This window comes from Rhodanobacter soli (genome assembly GCF_040548735.1).
In the GTDB taxonomy this organism is placed as follows: domain Bacteria; phylum Pseudomonadota; class Gammaproteobacteria; order Xanthomonadales; family Rhodanobacteraceae; genus Rhodanobacter; species Rhodanobacter soli_A.
Genome location: NZ_JBEPSD010000001.1, coordinates 801,991 through 828,589, shown reverse-complemented (window position 1 = coordinate 828,589; position 26,599 = coordinate 801,991). Strand labels below are relative to the sequence as shown.

The window sequence follows — 26,599 nt, the reverse complement described above, 5'->3', positions numbered from 1 at the left end:
GACATGATCCAGATGCAAAGCACGCTTTCCGCAGCGGACAACAGCGGCGCGAAGGAACTGATGTGCATCAAGGTGCTCGGCGGCTCCAAGCGCCGTTACGCCGCGATCGGTGACGTGATCAAGGTCACCGTGAAGGATGCGATCCCCCGCGGCAAGGTCAAGAAGGGCGAGGTGTACAATGCCGTGGTGGTGCGTACCGCCAAGGGCGTGCGCCGTCCCGATGGTTCGCTGATCCGTTTCGACGGCAACGCAGCGGTCCTCCTCAACAACAAGCTCGAGCCGATCGGCACCCGTATTTTCGGGCCGGTTACCCGCGAGCTGCGCAGCGAGAAGTTCATGAAGATCGTCTCGCTTGCTCCCGAAGTGCTCTGAGCGGAGTCAAGAAATGAACCGTATCCGCAAGGGTGATCAGGTCCTCGTGATCACCGGCAAGAACAAGGGTCAGCGCGGCGATGTGCTGCGTGTTGCAGACGATCGCGTGTTCGTCTCCAACGTGAATCTGGTGAAGCGTCACACCAAGCCGAATCCCCAGGCCAACCAGGCTGGCGGCATCGTCGAGCGTGAAGCCTCGATCCATCTCTCCAATGTGCAGCTGTTCAACCCCGCCACGAACAAGGGTGAACGCGTCGGCACCAAAACGCTCGAAGATGGGCGCAAGGTCCGCGTGTTCCGTTCGACTGGCGAGGTCGTGGACGCGTAAGGAACACGATCATGACGCGCCTTGAAAATTTCTACAAAGAGCAGGTAGTCGCCAAGCTCACCGAGCAGTTCGGCTACCAGAACGTGATGCAGGTTCCCCGCATCACCAAGATCACGCTGAACATGGGCGTGGGCGAAGCCGCGGGCAACAAGAAAGTGCTCGAGAACGCCGTGGCCGACATGGCCAAGATCGCGGGCCAGAAGCCGATCACGACCAAGGCGCGTGTTTCCGTTGCCTCGTTCAAGATCCGCGACGGCTGGCCGATCGGCTGCAAGGTCACCCTGCGCCGCGCTCAGATGTTCGAGTTCCTCGATCGCCTGATCAACATCTCGCTGCCGCGCGTGCGCGACTTCCGCGGTGTCTCGGGCAAGGCCTTCGACGGCCGCGGCAACTACAACTTCGGTATCAAGGAACAGATCATCTTCCCTGAAATCGACTTCGACCAGGTCGATGCGCTGCGTGGCATGGATATCTCCATCACCACCACCGCCAAGACCGACGAAGAGGCGAAAGCCCTGCTGGCAGCGTTCAGCTTCCCGTTCCGCAACTGATAGGCGTAATCCATGGCCAAGACATCAATGGTGAACCGCGATATCAAGCGGACCAAACTCGTCCAGAAGTTCGCCGCCAAGCGCGCTGAACTGAAGGCGATCGTGCTGAGCCCCAGCGCCTCCTACGAGGAGAAGATGGAAGCTCAGTCGAAGCTGCAGAAACTGCCGCGCGACGCCAGCCCGGTGCGCCAGCGCACCCGTTGCGCGTTGACCGGTCGTCCGCGCGCGGTCTATGCCAAGTTCGGCCTGGGTCGCAACAAGCTGCGCGAAGCAACCATGCGCGGCGACGTGCCTGGCCTGCGCAAGGCCAGCTGGTAACAACCACTAGCAGGATCGGCTGACGGAGTGAAGCTCCGTGGCCGGTTCACCCGACTGCATCATCTGCAGTCGCTGGATGCGATTACCGCATCGTTATTCGCCAAAACCTGAAAATGCTGTTATAGTCGGCGGTCTGCGCAAAGCAGGCTGGCGTCCGTGCCGGCTCACAATCTGATTGATTTCCGGTTTTATCGGATATCGGTGCACTCTGAAGGATGTTTTCATGAGCATGACTGATCCCATCGCCGATCTGTTCACGCGCGTCCGCAATGCCCAGGCCATGGGCAAGCCGACCGTGCGTATGCCGTCGTCGAAACTGAAGGTGGCGATTGCCGACCTTCTCAAGAACGAGGGCTACATCCTCGACGCCAAGACTTCCGCCGAGGAAGGCAAGCCGGTGCTCGAGATCAAGCTCAAGTATTTCGAGGGCCAGCCGGCCATCGAGCGTATTTCCCGTGTCAGCCGTTCCGGCCTGCGTGTGTATCGCGGCAAGGACGAGCTGCCGAAGGTCCTTGGTGGCCTGGGTATCTCGATCATCTCGACTTCCGCTGGTCTGTTGACCGATGCGCAGGCCCGTGCCAAGGGTCTGGGCGGCGAAGTCATCGGCCAAGTGGCATAAGGAGTCTTTCGATGTCACGTGTTGCCAAACAACCAATTTCCCTGCCCAAGGGCGTCGAGATGACCGTCGGTAGCGACAGCATTTCGGTGAAGGGCCCGAAGGGCACGCTGTCCGTGCATCACCTGCCGGGCGTCAGCGTCGCCGTGGACAATGGCGTCGCGAACATCAGCCTCGTAGACGGCGCTGACGACAAGTTCGGCGGTACTGCGCGTGCGCTGCTGTCCAACATGGTCACCGGTGTCTCCACCGGCTACGAGCGCAAGCTCGAACTGGTCGGCGTCGGCTACCGTGTTTCCATGCAGGGCAAGTCGCTGAACCTGAGCCTGGGCTTTTCCCACCCGGTGGTGTTCGAGGCGCCGGAAGGCATCAGCATCGAAACCCCGACACAGACCGAAGTCCTGATCAAGGGCGCGGACAAGCAGGCGGTGGGTCAGGTGGCGGCCAAGATTCGCGGTTTCCGTCCGCCGGAACCCTACAAGGGCAAGGGCGTGCGTTATGCCGGCGAGAAGATCACCTTGAAGGAAGCCAAGAAGGCTTAATGCGGGTCCCTCCGCGAAGACCGGCCATCCATGGCCGGACTCTTCAAAAGAGCCGCTCATACAAGCCGATCCGCTTTCTGGAGATATGACGATGAACAAGAACGAAAACCGCCTGCGTCGTGCCAAGTCCACGCGTGCCCACATCCGCAAGCTGGCGGTGGCCCGCCTGTCGGTGCACCGCACCGGCCAGCACATCTATGCGCAGGTGTTCGACGCCTCCGGCAAGAATGTGGTGGCTGCCGCCTCCACCGTGCAGAAGGTGGTCGCCGAAGGACTCAAGGGCACCAAGAACCTGACTGCCGCAGCGGCGGTGGGCAAGGCTGTCGCCGAGCGCGCCATGGCCGCGGGCATCGAGTCGGTCGCGTTCGACCGCTCCGGTTTCCGCTACCACGGTCGCATCAAGGCGCTGGCCGATGCGGCACGCGAGGCCGGCCTGAAGTTCTAAGCAATACCCGGGTCAGGGCACGGCCCTGATTTCCACAGCGATACCTACAACTCCAAGCGGCTCAGCCGCAAGCAAAGTCCCGGTTCGCCGGGCACATGGAAAAGAACATGTCTTCTACCGATCGCGAAAATTCCGACGGCCTGCTGGAAAAGTTGATTGCCGTCAACCGTGTGGCCAAGACCGTCAAGGGTGGCCGCCAGATGAGCTTCACCGCACTGACCGTGGTCGGTGACGGCGAAGGCAAGGTCGGCTTCGGCTATGGCAAGGCGCGCGAAGTGCCGGTGGCCATCTCCAAGGCCATGGAGCGCGCCCGTCGCCAGATGGTGAACATCGAGCTGAACAACGGCACCTTGTGGTACGCCGTGAAGGCGAATCATGGTGCCGCCCGCGTCTACATGCAGCCCGCTTCGGAAGGTACCGGCGTGATCGCCGGTGGCGCCATGCGTGCCGTGCTGGAAGTGGTCGGCGTGAAGAACGTGCTGGCCAAAGCGGTCGGTTCGCGCAACCCGATCAACCTGGTGCGCGCCACCATCAAGGGCCTGCAGGCGGTTGCCTCGCCCAAGAAGATCGCCGCCAAGCGTGGCAAGACCCTGGAAGAGGTGCTGGGCAATGGCTAAGAAGAACGAAACCGCCGCCACCGTGCGCGTGCGCCTGGTCAAGGGCCTGCGCGGCGTGCAGGCACGCCACCGCCTTAGCGTCAAGGCGCTAGGTCTGGGCAAGATCGATGACGTCCGTGAGTTGAAGGACAGCCCGCAGGTCCGTGGCCTGATCAACACGGTCTACTACCTGGTTCGGGTCGAGGAGTAATCATCATGCGTCTCAATGACATCAAGCCGGCTGCCGGTTCCCACAAGACGCGCCTGCGCGTCGGTCGCGGCATCGGTTCGGGCATGGGCAAGACCGCCGGCCGCGGCCACAAGGGTCAGCATGCCCGTGCGGGCGGTACCCACAAGTACGGCTTCGAGGGCGGCCAGATGCCGCTGCAGCGCCGGTTGCCGAAGGTCGGCTTCCGTTCGAAGAAGCAGGCCGAGAGCCAGGAAGTGTTCCTGTATCAGCTGGCCAATCTCAAGGGTGACGTGATCGACGTCGTCGCGCTGCATCAGGCTGGCCTGATCAACAGCCGCGCGAAGAGGGTCAAGGTCGTCCTCAAGGGTGAAATCGGTCGCGCGGTGAAGTTGTCTGGTCTGCTGGCTACCGCCGGCGCCAAGGCAGCCATCGAGGCTGCCGGCGGCAGCGTGGAGTAATCAGGTGGCAGCAGCCCAGGGCAACGCACTCGGCAAGCTCGGCAAACTGACGGAGCTTCGTCAGCGCATTTTCTTCGTGATCGGTGCGCTGGTGGTGTTCCGGCTCGGTTCGTTCATTCCGGTTCCGGGCGTCAATCCGGAGGCGATGACCAACCTGGTCAACGGCAACGGTCTGATGGACATGTTCAACATGTTCTCGGGTGGTGCGCTGGAGCGCTTCTCGGTGTTCGCGCTCGGCGTGATCCCGTACATCTCGGCGTCGATCGTGTTCCAGATGATGGGCGCGGTAGTGCCGAGCCTGCAGAGCCTGCGCAAGGAAGGCGAGGCCGGCAAGCGCAAGATGACGATGTATACGCGCTATGCCACGGTGGCACTCGCGGCGTTCCAGTCGTTCGGTATCGCGGTGGCATTGCAGGGACAGGTCGCAGCAGGTGGCGCACCGGTGGTCTACACGCCGGGTTTCGGCTTCATCTTCTCGTCCGTGGTCGGGCTTACCGCCGGCACGATGTTCCTGATGTGGCTGGGCGAACAGATGACCGAGCGCGGTGTCGGCAACGGCATTTCGCTGCTGATCTTCGCCGGTATCGTCGCCGGCCTGCCGGGAGCGGTGGTGCACACCCTGGGTATGGCCAGCAACGGTGAATTGTCGCTGATCAAGTTGTTGATGGTGTTTGGTCTGGCGCTGGCGGTGACGGCGTTCGTGGTGTTCATGGAGCGCGCCCAGCGGCGCATCACGGTGAACTATGCGCGGCGTTCCGGTGGGCAGAAGGCCTACATGAACCAAAGCTCGAACCTGCCGTTGAAGATCAACATGTCGGGCGTGATTCCGCCGATCTTCGCCTCGAGTCTGCTGATGTTTCCGGCGACCGCGGTGAGTTGGTTCAGCACGGGCCAGCAGTCGCGCTGGCTGCAGGATCTGACCCAGGCGCTGAGCCCCGGCAACCCGTTGTACGAGACAGTGTTTTCGGTGTTGGTGATCGGTTTTGCTTTCTTCTACACGGCGATCGTGTTCAACGCCGATGAGACGGCCGACAACCTCAAGCGGTCGGGTGCGCTGATCCCTGGCATCCGTCCGGGCAAGGCCACGGCCAGTTACATCGATGCAGTGATGACCCGCCTGACCGGTGTCGGTGCGCTGTATCTGGTGATGGTGTGTCTGGTGCCGTCGTTCATGCAGAACGCCTGGCATGTGCCGTTTTACTTCGGTGGCACGTCGCTGCTGATCGTGGTGGTGGTGGTGATGGATTTCACGTCTCAGGTGCAGGCGCACCTGGTCAGTCACCAGTACGAAAGTCTGCTCAAGAAGGCCAATCTCCGCCGCAGCTGAGGCTGCGGACGGTTGGTCAAAGTCGGGGAGTGGCGGCACCGCGGTGTCGCAGGGCTTTCCAGTTAGGGTAATTCAGGTTAAAATTGCGCGTTTACCGCGCACGAAACGCATCGGAGAAGTACATCATGGCGCGCATCGCGGGTGTCAATTTGCCGGTCCAGAAGCATGTCTGGGTTGGTCTGCAGAGCATTTACGGTATCGGCCGCAGCCGGGCCAAGAAGGTCTGCGTGGATGCTGGCGTGGTTCCGACCACCCAGATCAAGTCCCTCAGTGAAGGCGAGGTGGAGAAGATCCGCCACGAGATCGCCAAGTACACCGTCGAAGGCGATCTGCGCCGTGAGGTGGGCATGGCCATCAAGCGTCTGATGGACCTGGGTTGCTACCGTGGCCTGCGCCACCGTCGCGGCCTGCCGGTGCGCGGTCAGCGCACACGTACCAACGCACGTACCCGCAAGGGCCCCCGTCGCGCGATCAAGAAGTGATTGCACCAGTGCGATCTTCCCTGATCGCGAAGATCAAAAAGCGGCCGTCCGTGGCCGCACTGATTAACAAAGAGCCTCTAAACCATGGCTAAGCCGGTCAAGACCAAGAAGAAGATCAAGCGCGTTGTCACGGATGCCGTGGCTCACGTGCAGGCCTCCTTCAACAACACCATCGTCACCATTACCGATCGTCAGGGCAATGCCTTGTCGTGGGCTACCGCCGGCGGCGCCGGTTTCCGTGGCTCGCGCAAGTCGACCCCGTTCGCCGCCCAGGTGGCCGCCGAAAAGGCTGGCCGTGCGGCAGGCGACTACGGCGTGAAGACGGTGGAAGTACGCATCAAGGGCCCCGGCCCGGGCCGCGAGTCGGCGGTGCGTTCGCTGAATGCGTTGGGCTACAAGGTGCTCAACATCATCGACGTCACGCCGATTCCGCACAACGGCTGCCGTCCCCCCAAGAAGCGTCGAGTCTAAGGAGCATACCCATGGCCCGTTATCGTGGAGCTACCTGCAAACTCGCCCGTCGTGAGGGTGCAGATCTCAGCCTGAAGAGCCCGGCGCGCGCGCTGGACTCCAAGTGCAAGCTGGAAAACAAGCCCGGCCAGCATGGTGCGAACAAGCGCATGCGCATGTCCGACTATGCCGTGCAGCTGCGTGAAAAGCAGAAGGTCAAGCGCATCTACGGCGTGCTCGAGCGCCAGTTCAGCAACTACTACACCAAGGCGTCGACCCTCAAGGGCAACACCGGTGAGAACCTGCTGCGCCTGCTCGAAAGCCGCCTGGACAATGTCGTCTATCGCATGGGCTTCGCGGTGACCCGCGCCCAGGCCCGCCAGCTGGTCGCCCACAAGGCGATCCTGGTGAACGGCAAGAAGGTGAACATTCCTTCCTACCAGGTCCGTCCGGGCGACGCGATCGCGCTGACCGAGCGTGCCCGCAGCCAGCTGCGCGTGCAGGAAGCGGCGACCGTGTTCGACACCATGGACCTGCGTCCGGTCTGGGTCGAGGTCGACGCCAAGAAATTTGAAGGTACGTTCAAGTCGGTGCCGGATCGCGGTGATCTGCCGTCCGACATCAATGAAGCATTGATCATCGAGCTTTACTCGAAGTAATTACCGGAGCTCTGCATGGCAGTTTCGTCAACTAGCGTGCTGCGGCCTCGTGGCCTCAGCGTCGAACAGCTCGGAGCCAACCGCGCCAAGGTGGTGGTCGAGCCGCTCGAGCGTGGCTTCGGCCACACCCTGGGCAACGCGCTGCGCCGCGTGCTGCTCTCCTCGATCCCTGGCAGTGCCATCGTCGAGGTCGAAATCGATGGCGTGCTGCACGAATACACCACCCTGGAAGGCCTGCAGGAGGACGTCATCGAAGTCCTGCTCAACCTCAAGGACGTGGCGATTCGTCAGCATACGGGTGATGAAGTCACCCTGACCCTGTCCAAGAAGGGCAAGGGCGTGGTCACGGCCGGTGACATCGTCGTCGACCACTCGGTGGAGATCATCAACCCCGAGCACGTGATCTGCCACCTGACCAAGGACATCGCACTCAACATGCGTTTGAAGGTGCGTCGCGGCGTCGGCTACCAGCCGGCCAGCACGCGCCAGCATCCGGATGACGAGGCACGTCCGATCGGCCGCCTGCAGCTGGACGCGTCGTTCGCGCCGGTGCTGCGTGTGGCCTACGAAGTGGACGCCGCTCGCGTCGAGCAGCGCACCAACCTCGACAAGCTGGTGCTGGACATCGAGACCAACGGCACGATCGGCGCTGAAGACGCGGTCCGCAAGGCCGCCGAGATCATCAACGACCAGCTGTCGGTGTTCGGCGACTTCTCGCGTCGCGAGAGCGCCACCGACAAGGCGGAGAAGAGCGGTTTCGATCCGTTGCTGCTGCGTCCGATCGACGATCTGGAGCTCACCGTGCGTTCGGCAAACTGCCTGAAGGCCGAGAGCATCTACTACATCGGCGACCTGGTGCAGAAGACCGAGGTCGAGCTGCTGAAGACCCCGAACCTGGGCAAGAAGTCGCTGACCGAAATCAAGGACGTGCTGGGCGGTCGTGGTCTCGCACTGGGCATGAAGCTCGAGAACTGGCCGCCGCCGGGCCTGTCCCACGGCATGCAGCTGGGTTGATGAGTCATTTTTGCGATCGTCCATGATCGCAGTGTTGCCGGCGAACTGGCGAGTTTGGGCTTAGCTCTCTCGCCAGGCGCCAGAAGCGGCCATCCATGGCCGCACTTCTCATAAGAGCCCGTTTTTAGAGGGCTCGTAATAGCGGGTAACCGCGGGAAGCCGGACCTGAGCGCCGGCTTTTCATAACAACAGATAGAGAACTAGCCATGCGCCACCAAAAATCCGGACGCAAACTCAACCGTACCAGTTCGCACCGCGAAGCCATGTTCAAGAACATGGCGTCTTCGCTGATCAAGCACGAGCTGATCCGCACCACCCTGCCCAAGGCGAAGGAACTTCGCCGCGTGGCCGAGCCGCTGATCACGCTGGCCAAGACCGACGGCGTGGCCAACCGCCGCCTCGCCTTCTCGCGCCTGCGCGACAAGGAAGCGGTCGGCAAGCTGTTCGTCGAGCTGGGCCCGCGCTACAAGGAGCGCCCCGGCGGCTACCTGCGCATCCTGAAGTGCGGCTTCCGCCCGGGCGACAATGCGCCGATGGCGTATGTCGAGCTGGTCGGTCGCCCGCAGGTCGAAGCTGTCGACGCCGAGTAAGCCGATCGGCGTGGCCGTTCAGGCCGGCGTTCAGACGTCCAAACACGAAACCCGGCCGGGCGACCTGCCGGGTTTCGTGCATGTGGGCCTCAAGGAGCCGGATATTTTCCCCGGGAGGCTGCAAGCCTGCTGACAGCGCCCCGGCGAACAGGTAAGGTCATTGTTCCGCAACGCAACAATCCGCCATGAATCCATTCCGCTGGTCGTACCGTGTCAGTTTTCTCGTCGGTTTCCTGATCTGCGCAGGCCTGCTCGGCTTTGCGCTGTATGCCGAATACGGGCTGGGCATGACGCCGTGCCCGCTGTGCGTCTTCCAGCGCATCGCGTTCCTGTTCATGGCGCTGTTCTTCCTGCTGGGCGGGCTGCATGCGCCGCGCGGCAACGGCCGCTGGGCCTACGCGGGGTTGGTGCTGGCGGGGGCCGTGGGCGGCATCGTCACCGCCGGCCGCCACCTGTGGCTGCAGAGCCTGCCGGCCGACCAGGTGCCTTCCTGTGGTCCCGGGCTGGGCTACATGCTGGATGCGTTTCCGCTGTCGAAGCTGCTGAAGCTGGTATTCACCGGCTCCGGCGAATGCGCCAAGGTCGAGCCGATCCTCGGCCTGCCGATGCCGGCCTGGAGCCTGCTGTGGTTCATCGCGCTGGGTGCGTTGGCGGTCTTGGCCGCGCGGCGCCGGGCTGCATCGAAGTGAGTATTGCCAAGGCTGTGCGATGAATCCTGCTGCGCCGAACGTGTTCACGCCCCGTGACTGGACCCCGGATTCCTGGCAGCAGCGCGTGGCGCTGCAGCAGCCGCATTACGACGATGCGGCCGAGCTGGCCCGGGCCGGCGTGCATCTTGCGCAGTTGCCGCCGCTGGTAACCTCGTGGGAGGTGCTGGCGTTGAAGCAGGCGTTGGCCGAGGCGCAGGAAGGCGGGCGTTTCCTGCTGCAAGGCGGCGACTGCGCGGAAAGCTTCGCCGACTGCACCAGCCCGGTGATCTCCAACCGGCTGAAGGTGCTGCTGCAGATGAGCCTGGTGCTGGTGCACGGGCTGAAGAAGCCGGTGCTGCGGGTGGGCCGTTTCGCCGGGCAGTATGCGAAACCGCGCTCGACCGACACCGAGACCCGCGATGGCGTGACCCTGCCGAGCTTTCGTGGCGACGTGGTCAACAGCCCGGCGTTCACCGCCGAGGCACGTCGTCCCGATCCGCAACGGCTGATCCAGGCGCATGCGCATTCCGCGCTGACGATGAACTTCGTGCGCGCGCTGATCGACGGCGGCTTCGCCGACCTGCATCACCCGGAATACTGGGACCTGGCCTGGGTCGAGCACTCGCCGCTGGCCGCCGAGTACCGCCAGATGGTCGCGGGCATCGGCGACTCGCTGCGCTTCATGGAAACACTGGCCGGCCCGATCGCCGGGTTCTCCAAGGTGGATTTCTTCACCTCGCACGAGGCGCTGCTGCTGCACTACGAGCAGGCGCTGACCCGCCAGGTGCCGCGCCATCCCGGCTGGTTCAACCTGTCCACCCACTTCCCGTGGATCGGCATGCGCACCGCGGCGCTGGACGGTGCCCACGTGGAGTATTTCCGCGGCATCCGCAATCCGGTCGCGGTGAAAGTGGGCCCCTCGGTGACACCCGCGCAACTCCTGCCGCTGATCGATGCGCTGAACCCGGATGACGAGCCGGGCCGGCTGACCCTGATCCACCGCATGGGCCATGCGAAGATCGCTGCCGCGTTGCCGCCGCTGCTGGAGGCGGTGAAGCGCGAGGGCCGGCGTGTGCTGTGGGTGGCCGATCCGATGCACGGCAACACCGAAAGCACCTCGAACGGCCACAAGACCCGTCGCTTCGACAACATCCGCGGCGAGCTGGAACAGGCGTTCGACATCCATGCGGCGGCGGGCACCCGGCTCGGCGGCGTGCACCTGGAACTCACCGGCGAGGATGTCACCGAATGCATGGGCGGCGCCCGCGACTTGTCCGAGAGCGACCTCGACCGCGCCTACAAGTCGATGGTCGATCCGCGCCTGAACTACGAACAGTCGCTGGAGCTGGCGATGCTGATCGTGCGCAAGTCGGCCAGCGGCCGGGTTTGATCACGCCGGATCCTGCGAACGCGCAATGAAAAGGCGGCCATTGGCCGCCTTTTTGCTGGAGCCTCAGCGAGTGGCTGCCACGGGCCTGCCGCCGACCGTGTCGAGAAACTGCGGCGGCTGCCATGCCTTCGCGTGTTGCTCGAAACCGTAGGCGATCGAGATCAGCGTCGGCTCGCTCCACTTCGCGCCGAACAGCACGATGCCGACCGGCAGGCCGTGGGCGAAACCGGCCGGCACGGTGATCGAGGGATAGCCGGCCACGGCCGCCGGCTGCGAGGCGCCGCCCACGGTAGGGTCGCCGCTGACGATGTGGTCGCCGAGCACCGGGTCGGTCATGAAGGCCGGCCCCCACGACGGCGCCAGCAAGGCGTCCAGGTGCTGTGCCTTCAACGCAGCATCGATGCCCTGCGGACCGGACAGCCGCTTCGCCTGCGCCAGCGCCTCCGTGTACGCCTTGTCGCTGAGCGGTCCCTTCTTTTCGGCCTGCTCGAACAGCTCCTGGCCGAACCAGGGCATCTCTTCGCCGGCATGCGCCTGGTTGAACGCGATCAGGTCGGCCAGCGTCTTCACCTTGAGGCCGCTGCGGCTGGCCAGGTAGGCGTTGATGTCGTGCTTGAAGTCGTACAGCAACACGGTGATCTCCGGCTTGCCGAGTTCGGCCAGGTGCGGCAGCACGACCGGATCGACGATGATCGCGCCTTGCGCCTTCATCAGCGCGATCGACTGCTCGAGCACGCGGTCGGCGTTCGGTTCGGCGCCGGCGAGCTGGCGTACCACGCCGATGCGTTTGCCCTTCAGTCCGTTGGGGTCGAGGAACTTCGTGTAGTCGGTGGCGTGCCTGTCCGCTTCGGCGGTGGCCGGGTCACGCGGGTCGCTGCCGGCGATCACGCTGAGCAGGGCGGCGGCATCGGCCACATTGCGCGCCATCGGGCCGGCGGTGTCCTGGCTGTGACTGATCGGCACGATGCCGCTGCGGCTGACCAGGCCCAGGGAGGGCTTGATGCCGACGATGCCGTTCATCGCGGCGGGGCAGATGATCGAACCGTCGGTCTCGCTGCCGATCGCCACCGTGGCCAGGCCTGCCGCTACCGCGGCGGCGGAGCCGGCGCTGGAGCCGCAGGGGTTGCGGTCGAGCACGTAGGGATTCTTCGTTTGCCCGCCGCGCCCGCTCCACCCGCTGCTGGCGTGGTTGGAGCGGAAGTTGGCCCATTCGCTGAGGTTGGTCTTGCCCAGAACCAGCGCACCGGCCTTGCGCAGCCGTTCGACCAGTCCCGCGTCGCGCGGCGCCGGCGCATCGGCCAGCGCCAGCGAACCGGCGGTGGTGAGCATGCGGTCGCCGGTGTCGATGTTGTCCTTAAGCAGCACCGGGATGCCGTACAGCGGGCCACGCGCCTTGGCGCTGCCGCGTGCGTCGTCGAGCGTGCCGGCCAGCTGCAGCGCGTCGGGATTCGTCTCGATCACCGCGCGCAGGGTCGGGCCGGAACGATCGATCCGCTGGATGCGTTCGAGCAACTCCTGCGTCAGCTGGCGGCTGTCCAGCGTGCCGGCGTCCATGCGCTGCTGCAGCTGGCCGATGGACGCGTAGGCGACACTTGGTGGCGTGGTCTCGGCGGCCAGCGCAGGACCGGCAAGCAAGGCAGTGACGAGTGCGGCGAGATGGACGGCTGAACGGTTCACGGTAACCCCCGGTTTCGGCGAATGCGGCATGTTGTCGCGTCGCGCCAGCTTAGCGCCGGTCCGGCATGGGTGCTGCGGTCGCGGGCGTACAATCGCCGGATGAATACGAACGCCAGCCTGCGTCATGCCAAGCCGTTCGGTGTCGCCTTCCTGTTCGCGGTCGCCCTGTTGTGCGGCACCGCCAGCCACGCTGCCGATACTCCGACGACCGCCCCCGCGATCCCCGACACCTTGCAGCAGCGCATCGCCGCCTGTACCGCCTGCCATGGCGTGCATGGCGAAGGCACGCCCGGCAGCGGTTATTTTCCGCGCCTCGCCGGCAAGCCGGCAGCCTATCTGGCGCGCCAGATGCAGGATTTCCAGAACGGCCTGCGCAAGTACGCGCCGATGGAATACACCGTGCGCCAGTTGCCGCCCGCGTACATGCGGGAGATCGCCGAATACTTCGCCGCGCAGCAGGTGCCGTACAGCCGTTCGCCGTTGCCGCCGGTGTCTGCAGCAGCGCTGCAACGTGGCGAGCAACTGGTCAGCAAGGGTGACCCGGTGCGCAAGATTCCGGCCTGCGCCAGCTGCCACGGCAGCCAGCTGACCGGGGTGCAGCCGTCCACGCCGGGCCTGGTCGGCCTGCCGTACGACTACATCAGCGCGCAATTGGGTTCCTGGCGTACGCATACCCGAGCCACGGTGGCGCCCGACTGCATGGCGACGGTGGCGAATCGGCTGAGTGAGTCGGACATCACCGCGGTGGCGGCGGCGCTGGCCAGCCGCGAGTTGCCGGCCGATACGCATGCGCAACCGGTGGGCTCGGTGACGCCGCCCATGCCGTGCGGCGTACTGGGCGCGACAGGAGACCCGTCATGAAATGGCTGCGTTGGCTGTTGCTGCTGATCGCGCTGCTGCTGGTGCTGGCGCTGGGTTGGGTGTTGTTCGGCGGCGGCAGCCGGCCGACGCCGCAGGCCGCGAGCAAGGTCGCGGCGACCGCCTTGCGCGATCCGGTGCTGATCGCGAAGGGCGAATACCTGGCCACCATCGGCGACTGCGCCGGCTGCCACACCGCGCAGGGCGGTGCACGCTACGCCGGCGGGCGTGCACTGCCCACGCCGTTCGGCGATATCCCGGTGCCCAACATCACGCCCGATCGCGAGACCGGCCTGGGCGACTGGAGCTTCGAGGACTTCTGGCAGGCGCTGCACAGCGGCAAGGGCCGTCATGGCGAATTGCTGTATCCGGCATTTTCCTACACCTCGTACACCAAGGTCAGTCACGACGATGCGCTGGCGATCTTCGCCTACTTGCAGTCGCTGGCGCCGGTGCACCAGCCGGCCGTCGCGCCGGCGCTGGCGTTCCCATACAGCGTGCGCAACAGCCTGAAGGCCTGGCGCACGCTGTACTTCCGCGAAGGCGAGTTCAAGCCTGATCCGGCGCAGTCGGCCGAGTGGAACCGCGGTGCCTACCTGGTGCAGGGCCTGGGCCACTGCAACGAATGCCATGCGGCGCGCGACTCGCTCGGCGGTACGCCGCAGGACGTGCACCTCACCGGCGGCCAGATCCCGATGCAGAACTGGTACGCGCCCGACCTGAGCACCCGGAAGAACGGTGGCCTGGAGGGCTGGAGCGCGCAGGACATCGTCGACCTGCTGAAGACCGGCCAGTCCGCCAGGGGCACGGCGTTCGGCCCGATGGCCACGGTGGTGTCGGACAGCACACAGCACATGAGCGACGCCGACCTGCGCGCGATCGCCACCTATCTGCAGTCGCTGCCGCCGAGGACTCCTCTGGCCGAGCCGAGTTCGCCGTTCGACACCAGGGCGCTGACCGAACAGGGCGGGAAGGTTTACGCGAAACACTGCGCCGAGTGCCATGGCAAGCGCGGCGAGGGCGTTGCGGGAGTCTATCCGCCGCTGGACGGCAATTCCTCGGTGACCGAACCGACCGGCATCAACGCGACCCGCATGGTCCTGCTCGGCGGCTTCGCGCCGGTCACCGCGGCGAACCAGCGACCGTACTCGATGCCGCCGTTCGCGCAGCAGCTGAGTGACGGCGAGGTCGCGGCGGTGGTCACCTACATCCGGCGCACGTGGTCGAACCAGGCCTCGATCGTGCGCGCCGAGGGTGTCAGCAAATACCGGCACACGCCGGTCGAGTGAAGCCGCTGGCCCTACCGGGCGGCGTGGATGGCGCGGTACAGCTCGCTCAATGCCAGCCACGGCGCCAGGTCCCAGTGGCCGCGCGCCTGGCCGGAGGGCGACGGCAGCACGAACAGCCGCGTGCCGCCGATGGTTTCGTCCAGCAGCCCGTAGCCGACCGCGTGACCGAGCGCGGCGCGAGCCGCGTTCTTGCTGGTGAAGGCGAGCAGGCGCGGGGCATGGCGCTCGATCTTGGCGATCAACGCGGGCGCGTCGAACGCGTCGCGCGGCAGCTCGTCGTCGTTGCCGGCGTGGCGCTTGGCCAGGTCGGTGAGGCCGATGCCGTAGCGGGGCAGTTGCGGGAATTCCGCCGGCATCAGCAGGCGCGGGGTCAGCCCGGCCTCGAACAGCGCGCGCCAGAACAGGTTGCCGGGATGGGCGTAGTAGGCGCGCTCGGCCGCCGAGCGCCTACCCGCGGCGGTGCCGCAGAACACCAGCGCCAGCCCGGGCTGCAGCAGGTCGGGCAGAATGTGGCGCTCAGTCCGCCGCGGCATGCGCGTCCAGCAGGAAATCGGTGAACTGGAAACGCCCGTCGCGCAGCACCGATTCGCCGCGGCGCAACTTGAGCGGCCGGCGGAACAGCGGCCCGGCGTAGCTCAGCGTGTGGAATTCGCCGCGCTCGCCGCAGGGGTCGACGCCGGCCGGCAGCGCGTCGAGCAGGGCGGCATCGTAGTCGCGGCCGCAAAACTCCGCGTCGAGCTGCTGGGTGTCCACACAGCACAGCACCGCGCGATGGCCTTCGCCGACGAAGCGGCGCGCCAGCGCGGCGGTGTCCTCGCCCCACAGCGGGAACACCGCGCGCCAGTTCTCGCGGCCGAGCTGGCGCACGCGGTAGTCGCGCACGTCCTCCAGGAACAGGTCGCCGAACGCGCAGTGGCGGATCCCCGGCCAGCGCATGCGCGCCTCGACCAGCGCCTGCGTATGGGCCGCCTCGTAGGCCTCGTTGCTGCCGGGCCAGTCCAGCATCACCTCCAGCAGCGGCAGGCCCAGCGCGGCGGCCTGTGCCTGCAGCACCTCGCGCGGCGTGCCGTGCATGGCCACGCGCTGGTAATTGCGGTTGACCGTGGTGAGCAGGCCGACCACCTGCCATAGCGGATCGGCCAGCAGCCGCTGCAAGGCCAACAGGCAGTCCTTGCCCCCGCTCCAGGCCAGCAGGGTCGGCGTCGTCGTGGGCGTCGTCATGCGTTCAGCTCCAGGGTGATTCGTCGGGCGGCGGCACGCCGCACGCCAGTGTCCATTTTGCGTTATCCGGCCCGGTAATGCGGATTCCATGCCGTGGTTCATCGACAGTCCGTGGCCGCACCGCTATAAAGATCATCTGTCCGGGGGAGTATGCGGTGAGCGAAGAAATCCTGATCAACGTGACCCCGCGCGAGACGCGGGTCGGGGTGGTCGAGAACGGCATGTTGCAGGAGGTGCACGTCGAGCGGGCATCCCGGCGCGGCTATGTCGGGAATATCTACAAGGGCCGCGTGCAGCGGGTGATGCCGGGCATGCAGGCGGTGTTCGTGGAGATCGGGCTGGAGCGCGCGGCGTTCCTGCACGCCTCGGACATCGTGCGCCCGCTGCCGCCCGAAGGCGCCGAATCGAACGGCAACGGCAATGGCCACGTGCCCTCGATCAGCGAACTGGTGCACGAAGGCCAGGAAATCGTGGTGCAGGTGGTGAAGGACCCGATCAGCACCAAGGGCGCGCGGCTGTCGGCGCACCTGTCGATTCCCTCGCGCTACCTGGTGCTGCTGCCGTATGCCCGGACCCTGGGCATTTCCGCGCGGATCGAGGACGAGACCGAACGCCAGCGGCTGCGCGACGTGCTGACTCCGCTGATCGGCGACACCCCGCTGGGCTACATCGTGCGCACCAATGCCGAGGGCCAGAGCGCCGAGTCGCTGGCGTTCGACGTGACTTATCTGAGCAAGGTGTGGCGGGTGGTGCAGGAGAACATCGCCAAGGCCAGGGTCGGCGAGCGCGTGTACGAGGAATTGTCGCTGCCGCTGCGCAGCCTGCGCGACATGCTCAACGAGGACATCGAGAAGGTGCGGGTGGATTCGCACGCCACGTTCGAGAAGGTGGTCAAGTTCGTGCACAAGTTCATGCCGAACCTGGACGACCGCATCGAGCACTACGACGGCGAGCGGCCGATCTTCGACCTGTACGGCGTCGAGGACGAGATGCAGCGCGCGCTGAAGAAGGAGGTGCCGCTGAAGTCCGGCGGCTACCTGATCGTCGATCAGACCGAGGCGATGACCACGATCGACGTCAATACCGGCGCCTACCTGGGCACGCGCAACCTGGAGGAAACCGTCTACCGCACCAACCTCGAGGCGGCGCAGGCGGCGGCGCGCCAGCTGCGCCTGCGCAATCTGGGTGGCATCATCATCATCGACTTCATCGACATGAGCGATGAGGAGCACAAGCGCCAGGTGTTGCGCATGCTCGGCAAGGGACTGGCACGCGACCACGCCAAGACCACGGTGTACCCGATGTCGGCGCTGGGCCTGGTCGAGATGACCCGCAAGCGCACCACCGAGAGCCTGGCCCGCCAGCTGTGCGAGCCGTGCCCCACCTGCAACGGCCGCGGCGTGCTGAAGACCGCCGAAACGGTGACCTACGAGATCTTCCGCGAGATCACCCGCGCGGTGCGCCAGTTCAACGCGCAGAAGCTGCTGGTGATGGCGAACCCCGCCGTGGTGAACCGGATCCTGGAAGAAGAATCCAGCGCGGTGGCCGAACTGGAAGAGTTCATCTCCAAGAGCATACGCTTCCAGGCCGAAGAGCATTATTCGCAGGAACAGTTTGATGTCGTCTTACTGTAAAACCGGCCGCTACAACTCCGCGTGGGATCGCCGCGCGTGAACGCGTTGTGGCAGCGACGGCTGCATCGTTGCGCCCGCGCGTCGGGCTGGACCGCCGGGGTCGCGCTGATCCTGCTTGCCGTCGTCGCGGCGCTGGCCCAGTTGCTGCTGCCGCTGCTGGCGCGGCACCCGGACTGGGTGGCCGCACAACTCAGTGCGCGGCTGCAGCGCCCGGTCAGCTTTGCCTCGATGGAGGGGCGCTGGACCGGCTCCGGCCCGGAGTTCGTGATGCACGGGGTGACCATCGGGGCGGCCGGCGAGAGCGGCGCCGTGCTGCAGCTGCCCGAATCGGAACTGAAGCTCGACTTCGGCGGCTGGCTGCTGCCGTCGCGGCACCTGCTCAACCTGCACGTGCGCAACCTGCAACTGGACCTGCTGCACGACGCCCACGGCTGGCACGTCAACGGCATCGGCGTGGCCGGCGGCAGCGGCCGGCAGCCGCTGTCGCTGGGCCGGTTGTCGGCGGACCTGTGGTTGGAGGACCTGCGCGTGGTGGTCACCGACGCCACCCTGGACAAGCACTACACGCTGCTCTCGAAACAGCTGCGGCTGAGCCACCAGGGCAACCATATCCGCTTCGGCGGCGTGCTGCGGCGCGACGGCGTGAGCGCGGCGGTGCGCACCGCCGGCCGCTTCCGCGACGACGGCAGCACGGGTCAGGTATGGGCCAGCGTCGATGGCACCGAACTGAAGCCGTTGCTGGACGGCATTGATATGGGCGGCTACACGGTCGACCACGGCCGCGGCCAGCTGAGCGCGTGGCTCGACTGGCGCAAGGGCCGGCTGAGCCGCAGCCTGATCCGTTTCGACCTGGATACGCTGGCGGTGATCGCGCCCGCCGGCGGCAGGGCCAGCGTGGCGTCGCTGCATGGGTTGGCCGGCGTGCGCCATGTCGGCGAGGGTGATGGCTACGACGTGCGCTGGGCCGGCGACGACGGTAGCGCGCTGGTGCTGGGCCTGCACCAGCCCGGCACCGACAATGCCAGCGTGGACGTCGCCGCGCGCAAGCTGCAGCTGGCGCCGCTGCTGCCGTGGCTCGCCCTGAAGCCGGCGCTGAAGCCGGCACTGGCTCAGTGGCTGGGCAGCGGCCATCCGCGCGGCGAACTGGACCGGCTCGCGTTGCACTGGAATCATGCCGAGGGACTGCATTCGGTCGACCTGGCGTTCAATGGCCTGGGCATCGACCCGGTGGGCAAGCTGCCGGGCGTGAGCAGCCTGCACGGCGAGTTGCGCGGCGATGCCGAGGCGCTGTCGCTGGAATTGCCGGCGCAGGCCACCACGCTGAGTTTTCCGCATGAGTTCCGCGAGCCGTTCGTGATGTCGACGCTGGCCGGCACGCTGGCGTTCTGGCCGCAGGACGGCGACTGGCACATCGGCGTCGACGCGCTGGATTTCGCCGGCGCCGGCTATGCCGGCCAGGCCCGCGGCGAGCTGGTCCTGCCGGCGCAGGGCGGCGCCCCGTTCATGGACATGTACGCGAAGCTGGATCATGCCGAGGTGGCTGCCGCCAAGCTGTTCTGGCCGCTGGGGTCGATGTCGCCCGGTACCATCGCCTGGCTCGATCGCGGCCTGCAGGCGGGCCGCCTCGACGAAGCGCAGGTGCTGGTGCGCGGCGACCTGCGCGACTGGCCGTTCCGGCACAACGAAGGGCGCTTCGAGGCGCGCGCGGTGATCAGCGACCTCACCCTCGACTACGGCAAGGGCTGGCCGCGCGCCGAAGGTGTCAGCGCGGTGGCCAACTTCATCAACAACGGCATGCTGGTCGAAGCCAGCGACGGGCACTCGCTCGGGGTGAAGGCGGAGCGGGCGGTCGCCGTGATCCCGGACTTCCACGACGCGCTGCTCGACCTCAACGTGCAGGGCAGCGGCAGCGGCGCCAGCCTGATGGAATTCGTGCGCAAGAGCCCGATCGGCAGCCGCGAGGCCGACACCCTGGCCAAGCTGAAGCTGGGCGGCAGCGGCACGTTCGACTTCCACCTGGCGCTGCCGCTGAAGGCGGGCGGGGAGCCACAGCTGGACGGCCAGGCCCAGCTGAAGGACGCCGACCTCAGCGCGCCGGAATGGAACCTCCAGCTGGACAAGCTCAACGGCCCGCTGAAATTCGATGCGCACGGCATGCAGGCCGGCCCGCTGGACGCCGGTTTCCGCGGCCAGCCGTCGACCCTGCAACTGGCGATCGCGGCGGCCAACCGCGACCCGGCCACCGTGCTGTCGGCGCAGCTGCGCGGCAACTACCGCATGGCCGAGCTGGTGCAGGACTATCCGTCGCTGGGATGGATCGGCCAACTGGCCGACGGACGCAGCGCGTTCGACATCGGCTTTGCCATCACGCATGTGCCGGGCAGCGATGCGCTGGCGCAGACCCTCAGCGTGGATTCGTCGCTGGACGGGATCGCGCTGGACCTGCCGGCGCCGCTGCACAAGCCGGCCAGCACCAGCCTGCCGCTGCACCTGACCATGAGCCTGCCGGTCAGCGGCAGCGCGCTGCGGATCAGCCTGGGCGATGCGATGCGCGGCTACCTGCGCCTGGCCGACGGTGGGCAGCGGCCGTTGGCGGGCACCCTGGCGTTCGGCGGCCAGATGCCCGAAACCTTGCCGGATCGCGACCTGCGCATCCGCGGCCACGCCAGCCGGCTCGACGTCACCGGCTGGGTACAGCGCGCGGTGGCCGGCAGCGGCAGCGGCGGGCCGGGGCTGGAGAGCCTCGACGTCAGCACCGACCAGGCCGAATGGTTCGGCCGCGAGCTGGGCGCGCTGAAGCTGCATGCCACGCTGCAGCCGGACGTGCTCAGCGTGGACGTGGATGGCCCGGCGATGCTCGGCAACTACAGCATGCCGACGAAGGAACTGGACAAGCGCGGCGTCACTGCGCGGCTGAAGCGGCTGTACTGGCCGAAGGATCCCACCGCCGAAGCCGCCAGCCACCCGGCGAAAGCCGCTGCCGGCGCCGCGGTGCCGGCAGCCGCGACACCGGCGGTGCCGGCGCGCGATCCGGCCAACACCGGGATCAACCCGGCGGCGCTGCCGCCGTTCCACGTGTGGGTGGGTGATCTGCGCATGGGCGACGCGAAGCTCGGCGAAGCGCGCCTGGAAACCTGGCCGACGGCGGACGGCCTGCACATCGAGCAACTGCGTGCGCTGTCCAGCCGCGTGCAGATCAACGCCAGCGGCGACTGGAACGGCAACGCCAGCAGCAGCCGTACCCACATGCGGATCAACTTCGCGGCCGAGGATCTCGGCGCGATGCTGGGCGCGCTCGGTTTCGACGGGCTGGTCAACGGCGGCAAGACGCGCGACCAGCTCGACGCCAGCTGGCCCGGTGCGCCCAGCGGACTGTCGCTGGCCACCATGGACGGCACGCTCAGCATCCAGGTCAACGACGGCCGCATTCCCGAGGCGGCGTCGCCCGGCGTGGGGCGGTTGCTCGGCCTGGTCTCGCTGACCGAACTGCCGCGCCGCCTCACCCTGGATTTCGGCGACGTGTTCGGCAAGGGGCTGGCGTTCGACTCGATCACCGGCGACTTCAAGCTGGCCAATGGCAACGCCACCACCGACAACCTGGTGATCGCCGGCTCGGCGGCAAACATCAGCGTCACCGGCCGCACCGGCCTGCGCGCGAAGGACTACGACCAGCAGATGCTGGTGGTGCCGCATGTCGGCAACAGCCTGCCGCTGGTCGGCGCGGTGGTCGGCGGCCCGATCGGCGCAGCGGCCGGCTTCGCCGTGCAGGGCCTGCTCGGCAAGGGCCTGAACCAGGCCGCCAGTGCCCGCTACCGGGTCACCGGCAGCTGGGACAACCCGGTGATGACCTTGGTGGAGAAGCGCGGCGCCACGCCGCCGAGTGCGCCGTTGCTCAATCCCGTCGGCAACGTCCCTGCCGCCGGCAGCGTGCCGCTGCAGGTGCCCGGTCTGCCGGCCGCCTCGGGCAGCGCCGCGTCGCCGGCCAGGGCCGGCTCGGTCCAGCGCTGACCGGCGCGGTCATTCCGGCGATTCGGCGGGTGCCTTGCTGCCGCGGAACGGAAACAGCTGCTGCCGGACGAAACCGACGGGCATGTAGTCGCCGACCACGCCGTAGCGCTCCGGAAATTTCTTCGTCGACTTCACCGCGGTGCCGAACAGGTAGTCGATGAACGCATAGTGCGCGGCGTAGTTGCGGTCGATCGCCTCGTCGTCGGAGGCGTGGTGCCAATGGTGGAAGTCCGGCGTCACGATCAGGTACTTCAGCGGTCCCCACGGCAGGTGCACGTTGGCGTGGTTGAACACTGCCTGGAAGCCCACGATCAGGATGTAGCCGTTCATCACCGCCTCGCTGAAACCGAGGATGTACAGCGGTGCCAGCACGCAGACACGGGTGGCGATCAGCTCCAGCATGTGCTGGCGCGAGCCGGCCAGCCAGTCCATCGTCTTCACGCTGTGGTGCACCGCATGGAAGCGCCACAGGAACGGCACCTCGTGATACGCGCGATGCGTCCAGTATTGCGCCAGGTCGGCCACCAGCACGCACAGCAGCAGCTGCGGCAGGAATGGAATGTCGCGTACGGTCTGCTGGAAGTTGCTGCTGACCAGCCAGCCGAACAGGTGGTGCAGCAGGAAGTTCACCGTGAGCAGCGCCAGCCCCACGATGAAATGGTTCACCGCGAAATGCTTCAGGTCGGTCTGCCATTCCTTGCGGAAGATCGCCTGGCCCCGGTACAACGGAAACAGCTTCTCGATCACCACGAAGATCAGCGTGGAACCGAGCAGGTCCAGGATGAACCAGTCCAGCCCGAGGTATGGCGTATGGTCGGGAAACTCGCCCACCGGCACGCGCGAGCCGCCCAGCGCGGTGGCCGCGATCACCAGCAAGAACGCCACGAGGTTGAGGTTGCGCTGGCGGTTCAGGATCAGGTTGCCCAGCGACATGCCACCCGCCACCAGCAGCGCGACCAGCAGCAGCTGGCGCAGCACGTCGACCGAATACTTGTGGCGCAGGTCCGGCGTGGTCAGGTATTGCGGGAAGTGGAACGCGAGCACCGCCAGCAGGCACAGGAAGCCCAGCGACAGCGCGATCACGCCGCTGATCCTGCCCAGGCCCGGCTTCAGCTCGCCGTCGCGATGCAGTAGCTCGCGGGTTTCCCGTACCGGTTGCACGGCCCGCTCGATGACGTCGCGAGCGGCTTCGCGCTTCGAATGTTCGCTCACAGGTGATCCTTCACGTTGGGCGCCGGCCGGCGCCTCCGGCATGGTAGCGGACCGGCGCGAAGGCTTTAAAGGCGCCGGCGCCAGCCCCATGTGGGATAGTTCCGCACCGACCGCCAACGAACCGACTCCATGGATTCACTGATCGCCCTCGCCGAAAGCAAGCTGTTGTCCCCCGGCGGCATCGCCACCGGCGACCTCGACCGTGTCTTCACCCAGCTGATGGGCCCGTCGATCGACGCTGCCGACCTGTACTTCCAGCATTCGCGCAGCGAGTCGTGGACGCTGGAGGAGGGCATCGTCAAGGACGGCAGCCACTCGATCGAGCAAGGCGTGGGTGTGCGCGCGATCAGCGGCGAGAAGACCGGCTTCGCCTATTCCGACGAGATCGTGCTACCGCAGCTGCTGGAAGCGTCGAAGGCGGCACGCGCGATCGCGCACGACGGGCGCGGCGCCGGCAAGCCGCTGGCGCTGAACGGTGCGCGCCAGCTGTACCCGGCGATCGACCCGGTCGAGAGCCTGCCGAACCCGGACAAGATCGCGCTGCTGCGCGAGGTCGACGCGTACGCGCGTGCGCGCGACCCGCGCATCAAGCAGGTCATCGTCAGCCTCGCCGCGACCATGGACACCATCCTGATCGCCGCCTCCGACGGCACCCTGGCCGCCGACGTGCGCCCGCTGGTGCGCATCAACATCCAGGTGATCGCCGAGCAGAACGGCCGGCGCGAACAGGGTTATTCCGGCGGCGGCGGCCGCTACGGCTACCGCGAACTGATCGAGAACGGCCGCGCGCTGGCGTTCGCCGACGAGGCGGTGCGCCAGGCGCTGGTGAACCTGGATTCGGTCGACGCGCCGGCCGGCCAGATGACCGTGGTGCTCGGCCCAGGCTGGCCCGGCGTGCTGCTGCACGAAGCGATCGGCCACGGCCTGGAAGGCGACTTCAACCGCAAGGGCAGTTCCGCATTCTCCGGCCGCATCGGCCAGCGCGTGGCGGCGAAGGGCGTCACCATCGTCGACGACGGCACCCTGGCCGGCCGCCGCGGCTCGCTCAGCATCGACGACGAAGGCACCCCGACCGAATGCACCACCCTGATCGAGGATGGCATTCTGAAAGGCTATATGCAGGACAAGCTCAACGCGCGCCTGATGGGCATGGCGCCCACCGGCAACGGCCGCCGCGAATCGTTCACTGCGCTGCCGATGCCGCGCATGACCAACACCTACATGCGGGCCGGTTCGCACGATCCGGCCGAGATCATCCGCTCGGTGAAGAAGGGCCTGTACGCGCCGAACTTCGGCGGCGGCCAGGTCGACATCACCAACGGCAAGTTCACCTTCTCCGCCTCCGAGGCCTACCTGATCGAGGACGGGAAAATCACCCGCCCGGTGAAGGGCGCCACGCTGATCGGCTCCGGCCCCGAGGTGCTCAACCGCGTCTCGATGATCGGCAACGACCTCGCGCTGGATGAAGGCGTGGGCGTCTGCGGCAAGGACGGGCAGAGCGTGCCCGTCGGCGTGGGCCAACCGACACTGAAGATCGACGCGATGACGGTGGGCGGCACCGCGTCCTGACGCTCGGCGTCGCGCCCGTTCGCCTGCCGCGCGCCGCCAACCCGCGGCCGCCAGGCAAATCATGTACACCCCCGGGTGAAATCGCAGGCACGTGCGGCGACACGGCGCGAGTGCGGCGGCCTTCGGCTGCATCCGGAACGAAGAACTTCGCTGCCCTTGAAGCTGCCAGCAGGAGCGCCGCGTGCGCGGCGGGCACACGTGCGAGGAGCCGCGCCGGCGCTTGCCGCGCGGGGTGCGCGACTTCCTGCGGTTTTCGTAATGTCTTACGAATCAATCACTTATTTTCATCCTGCTGCTTCATTTGGTGCCATGACATGTTAGCGTCAGGGGCTGGCGAGGCCGAGCATGTGTCCGGGGGGACCAAGGCCACGTCGTGCGATCCCGGTCCGTTGGTGGCCGGGATTTTTCTGTTTACATCATCAATTTCGGGGATGAACCATGCAGATGAAGAAGACTTCGCTGTGTCTGGCGATGGGGGCAATCTGGGCGCTGGCGTCCACGGTCGCATCGGCGGCCGGTGTCGACGCAACCTGGAAGACGACGGCCACGCACGCCCACGTGCCGGCCGCGTCGGTGAACATGAGTGACCTGGTGGCATTCGACATGCCGCTGCACGTGCAAGTGGCGTTGAAGATCCAGAACAAGGGCGCGCTCGACGACTTCATCGCCGCTGCGCACAACCCCGCCAGCCCGCTGTTCCGCGCCAAGCTGCAGGCGGGCGATGTGGCAAAGAATTTCCTGCCGAGCCAGGCGCAGGCGCAGGCCGTAGCCGATTACCTGAGCCGGGCCGGCTTCACCAACGTCAGCGTCTCCGCCAACCGCTTGCTGGTTTCCGCCGACGGTACCGCCGGCAACGCGCGGACCGCGTTCGGCACGCGCTTCGTCAAGGCCTCCGACGCCAGCGGCCACGCGGCATACGCCAACATCGACGACGCCAGGGTGCCGGCGGCGCTGGCCGATGCCGTGCTGTCGGTGAGCGGCCTGCAGACGGTGACGCATCCGCACACCATGATCGTCGCGGCCTCGACGCAGGGGCGCGTGGAGAAGGGCAAGCCGGGCGGCGGCGGTGGCGTTACCCTGGTCGGCCACAACCCGACCACGTTCCCGGCCATCTACAACGCGGGCAGCACCCCGGCCGCCTCCACCATCACCGTGGGCATCATCAGCGACGGCAACATGACCCAGCCGCTGAAGGATCTCAATCAGTTCACCAGCAGCAACGGCCTGCCGGCGGTGAACACGCAGGTGGTGACGGTGGGCACGCCGGGCACCGACACCAGCGGCACGCCCGAGTGGGATCTGGACAGCCAGGACATCGTCGGCATGTCCGGCGGCGTCGGCAAGCTGATCTTCTACGCGGCCAATTCGCTGACCAACAGCGCGCTCACCGCGGCGTTCAACCAGGTGGTCAGCGACAACCAGGCGCAAGTCATCAACGTGTCGCTCGGCGAATGCGAAACCAGCGCCTACCAGGACGGCTCGATGGCGGCCGACGACCAGATCTTCGCGCTGGGCGTGGCGCAGGGGCAGACGTTCTCCATCTCCACCGGCGATTCCGGTTCCAACGAATGCACCAAGGCGCCCGGCGGCACCACGCCGAGCTACCCGGCCAGCTCGCCCTACGTCATCGCCGTCAGCGGCACATCGCTGAGCACCGGCACATCCAACAGCTGGGTCAGCGAGACGCTGTGGAGCAAGGCCGGCGGCAGCCCGAGCACGGTGGAGCCCAAGCCGAGTTGGCAGACCCAGGGCGGCGGCACCACCCGCGACGTGGCCGACGTGGCCTTCGATGCCGACCCGAACTCGGGCGCCATCATCATCGTCAACGGCAGCAACGCGCAGTACGGCGGCACCAGCCTGGCGGCGCCGCTGTTCGCCGCCATCTGGGCCCGCATGCTCGCGGCGCACCCGACGCTGGGCTTCGCCGGGCCGCACCTGTACAGCGTGTCCACCGCCAGCTATCACGACATCACCTCCGGCAGCAATGGCGGCGAGACCGCGACGGTCGGCTGGGACTACGCCAGCGGATTCGGCAGCGGCATCGTGAGTGCGTTGAACGCGGGGCTGTAACTTCCGCGATGCGCCGCGTGGGCGTCCGCCGAGAGGTGGGCGCC

The 26,599-nt window shown here is 66.6% G+C and carries 28 protein-coding genes; 24 read left to right on the top strand and 4 right to left on the bottom strand.

Features of this window, described 5'->3' with window-relative positions; genetic code table 11:
* The first annotated feature begins 3 nt into the window (after positions 1-3).
* From rplN to ABIE04_RS03835, 18 genes are all read left to right on the top strand, one after another.
* The gene (gene rplN / locus ABIE04_RS03920; protein WP_007513359.1) at positions 4-372 is read left to right on the top strand and encodes a 50S ribosomal protein L14; all 369 of its coding nucleotides are present in this window, start codon (positions 4-6) and stop codon (positions 370-372) included.
* A gap of 13 nt (positions 373-385) precedes the next feature.
* Positions 386-700 carry a 50S ribosomal protein L24 gene (gene rplX, locus ABIE04_RS03915; protein WP_056386827.1) on the top strand — a complete coding sequence of 105 codons (315 nt, stop codon included), beginning with the start codon at positions 386-388 and terminating at the stop codon, positions 698-700.
* A gap of 8 nt (positions 701-708) precedes the next feature.
* Positions 709-1,251 carry a 50S ribosomal protein L5 gene (rplE, locus tag ABIE04_RS03910; RefSeq protein WP_354549768.1) on the top strand — a complete coding sequence of 181 codons (543 nt, stop codon included), beginning with the start codon at positions 709-711 and terminating at the stop codon, positions 1,249-1,251.
* Between the two features lie 12 nt (positions 1,252-1,263).
* Positions 1,264-1,569, top strand: coding sequence for a 30S ribosomal protein S14 (rpsN, locus tag ABIE04_RS03905; RefSeq protein ID WP_354547267.1), 306 nt, complete (start codon positions 1,264-1,266; stop codon positions 1,567-1,569).
* Between the two features lie 223 nt (positions 1,570-1,792).
* The gene (gene rpsH, locus ABIE04_RS03900; protein ID WP_007808190.1) at positions 1,793-2,188 is read left to right on the top strand and encodes a 30S ribosomal protein S8; all 396 of its coding nucleotides are present in this window, start codon (positions 1,793-1,795) and stop codon (positions 2,186-2,188) included.
* A gap of 11 nt (positions 2,189-2,199) precedes the next feature.
* Positions 2,200-2,727, top strand: coding sequence for a 50S ribosomal protein L6 (rplF, locus tag ABIE04_RS03895; protein ID WP_343850187.1), 528 nt, complete (start codon positions 2,200-2,202; stop codon positions 2,725-2,727).
* 85 nt (positions 2,728-2,812) lie between these two features.
* Positions 2,813-3,172, top strand: coding sequence for a 50S ribosomal protein L18 (gene rplR / locus ABIE04_RS03890; protein ID WP_354547265.1), 360 nt, complete (start codon positions 2,813-2,815; stop codon positions 3,170-3,172).
* A gap of 107 nt (positions 3,173-3,279) precedes the next feature.
* Complete coding sequence (gene rpsE, locus ABIE04_RS03885; protein WP_056387080.1) at positions 3,280-3,789, top strand: 30S ribosomal protein S5; 510 nt, start codon at positions 3,280-3,282, stop codon at positions 3,787-3,789.
* Positions 3,782-3,979 carry a 50S ribosomal protein L30 gene (gene rpmD, locus ABIE04_RS03880; RefSeq protein WP_007513375.1) on the top strand — a complete coding sequence of 66 codons (198 nt, stop codon included), beginning with the start codon at positions 3,782-3,784 and terminating at the stop codon, positions 3,977-3,979. The genes rpsE and rpmD overlap by 8 nt, the downstream gene beginning before the upstream one ends.
* Entirely contained in the window at positions 3,979-4,416 is a 438-nt protein-coding gene (gene rplO, locus ABIE04_RS03875) for a 50S ribosomal protein L15 (RefSeq protein WP_436410370.1), read from the top strand. Before rpmD ends, rplO begins: the two co-directional genes overlap by 1 nt.
* 4 nt (positions 4,417-4,420) lie before the next feature.
* A complete protein-coding gene (gene secY / locus ABIE04_RS03870; RefSeq protein WP_354547262.1) occupies positions 4,421-5,743 on the top strand; it encodes a preprotein translocase subunit SecY in 1,323 nt (440 codons plus the stop codon).
* Between the two features lie 125 nt (positions 5,744-5,868).
* Positions 5,869-6,225: a 30S ribosomal protein S13 gene (rpsM, locus tag ABIE04_RS03865; RefSeq protein ID WP_056386816.1), complete on the top strand. Its 357-nt coding sequence runs from the start codon at positions 5,869-5,871 to the stop codon at positions 6,223-6,225.
* A gap of 84 nt (positions 6,226-6,309) precedes the next feature.
* On the top strand, positions 6,310-6,696 hold the full coding sequence (gene rpsK / locus ABIE04_RS03860) for a 30S ribosomal protein S11 (RefSeq protein WP_007513384.1): 387 nt from the start codon (positions 6,310-6,312) through the stop codon (positions 6,694-6,696).
* An 11-nt stretch (positions 6,697-6,707) separates the two neighbouring features.
* The gene (gene rpsD, locus ABIE04_RS03855) at positions 6,708-7,334 is read left to right on the top strand and encodes a 30S ribosomal protein S4 (RefSeq protein ID WP_214556644.1); all 627 of its coding nucleotides are present in this window, start codon (positions 6,708-6,710) and stop codon (positions 7,332-7,334) included.
* Positions 7,335-7,349: 15 nt separating this feature from the next.
* A complete protein-coding gene (locus tag ABIE04_RS03850) occupies positions 7,350-8,348 on the top strand; it encodes a DNA-directed RNA polymerase subunit alpha (protein ID WP_056714883.1) in 999 nt (332 codons plus the stop codon).
* A gap of 206 nt (positions 8,349-8,554) precedes the next feature.
* Complete coding sequence (rplQ, locus tag ABIE04_RS03845; protein WP_354547260.1) at positions 8,555-8,938, top strand: 50S ribosomal protein L17; 384 nt, start codon at positions 8,555-8,557, stop codon at positions 8,936-8,938.
* Between the two features lie 185 nt (positions 8,939-9,123).
* On the top strand, positions 9,124-9,627 hold the full coding sequence (locus ABIE04_RS03840; RefSeq protein ID WP_354547259.1) for a disulfide bond formation protein B: 504 nt from the start codon (positions 9,124-9,126) through the stop codon (positions 9,625-9,627).
* Between the two features lie 19 nt (positions 9,628-9,646).
* Positions 9,647-11,017, top strand: a complete 1,371-nt coding sequence (locus tag ABIE04_RS03835; RefSeq protein ID WP_354547258.1) for a class II 3-deoxy-7-phosphoheptulonate synthase — start codon at positions 9,647-9,649, stop codon at positions 11,015-11,017.
* A 63-nt stretch (positions 11,018-11,080) separates the two neighbouring features.
* Here the strand turns inward: ABIE04_RS03835 and ABIE04_RS03830 are convergent, their stop codons facing one another.
* Positions 11,081-12,694 carry an amidase gene (locus ABIE04_RS03830; protein ID WP_354547257.1) on the bottom strand — a complete coding sequence of 538 codons (1,614 nt, stop codon included), beginning with the start codon at positions 12,692-12,694 and terminating at the stop codon, positions 11,081-11,083.
* Positions 12,695-12,793: 99 nt separating this feature from the next.
* On the opposite strand from ABIE04_RS03830, the gene ABIE04_RS03825 reads away from it, so the two are divergent.
* Positions 12,794-13,555, top strand: coding sequence for a c-type cytochrome (locus ABIE04_RS03825; RefSeq protein ID WP_354547256.1), 762 nt, complete (start codon positions 12,794-12,796; stop codon positions 13,553-13,555).
* Positions 13,552-14,841 (top strand): cytochrome c, encoded by a 1,290-nt coding sequence (locus tag ABIE04_RS03820; RefSeq protein WP_354547255.1) that lies wholly within the window; start codon positions 13,552-13,554, stop codon positions 14,839-14,841. The genes ABIE04_RS03825 and ABIE04_RS03820 overlap by 4 nt, the downstream gene beginning before the upstream one ends.
* 11 nt (positions 14,842-14,852) lie before the next feature.
* Here ABIE04_RS03820 and ABIE04_RS03815 read toward each other — a convergent pair whose 3' ends face one another.
* Both ABIE04_RS03815 and ABIE04_RS03810 read right to left on the bottom strand, forming a co-directional pair.
* A complete protein-coding gene (locus ABIE04_RS03815; protein WP_354547254.1) occupies positions 14,853-15,374 on the bottom strand; it encodes a mismatch-specific DNA-glycosylase in 522 nt (173 codons plus the stop codon).
* On the bottom strand, positions 15,358-16,062 hold the full coding sequence (locus ABIE04_RS03810) for an ATP-binding protein (RefSeq protein ID WP_354547253.1): 705 nt from the start codon (positions 16,060-16,062) through the stop codon (positions 15,358-15,360). The genes ABIE04_RS03815 and ABIE04_RS03810 overlap by 17 nt, the downstream gene beginning before the upstream one ends.
* A gap of 155 nt (positions 16,063-16,217) precedes the next feature.
* Between ABIE04_RS03810 and rng the strand changes: the two genes are divergently transcribed.
* Complete coding sequence (rng, locus tag ABIE04_RS03805) at positions 16,218-17,696, top strand: ribonuclease G (protein ID WP_354547252.1); 1,479 nt, start codon at positions 16,218-16,220, stop codon at positions 17,694-17,696.
* A gap of 36 nt (positions 17,697-17,732) precedes the next feature.
* A complete protein-coding gene (locus ABIE04_RS03800) occupies positions 17,733-21,704 on the top strand; it encodes a YhdP family protein (RefSeq protein WP_354547251.1) in 3,972 nt (1,323 codons plus the stop codon).
* Between the two features lie 9 nt (positions 21,705-21,713).
* On the opposite strand, the gene ABIE04_RS03795 is transcribed toward ABIE04_RS03800, so the two are convergent.
* A complete protein-coding gene (locus ABIE04_RS03795) occupies positions 21,714-22,916 on the bottom strand; it encodes a sterol desaturase family protein (RefSeq protein ID WP_354547250.1) in 1,203 nt (400 codons plus the stop codon).
* Positions 22,917-23,045: 129 nt separating this feature from the next.
* Between ABIE04_RS03795 and tldD the strand changes: the two genes are divergently transcribed.
* Together tldD and ABIE04_RS03785 are read left to right on the top strand one after the other, a co-directional pair.
* A complete protein-coding gene (gene tldD / locus ABIE04_RS03790) occupies positions 23,046-24,485 on the top strand; it encodes a metalloprotease TldD (RefSeq protein WP_354547249.1) in 1,440 nt (479 codons plus the stop codon).
* Positions 24,486-24,923: 438 nt separating this feature from the next.
* Positions 24,924-26,555 carry a S53 family peptidase gene (locus ABIE04_RS03785; RefSeq protein ID WP_354547248.1) on the top strand — a complete coding sequence of 544 codons (1,632 nt, stop codon included), beginning with the start codon at positions 24,924-24,926 and terminating at the stop codon, positions 26,553-26,555.
* Positions 26,556-26,599 lie beyond the last annotated feature (44 nt).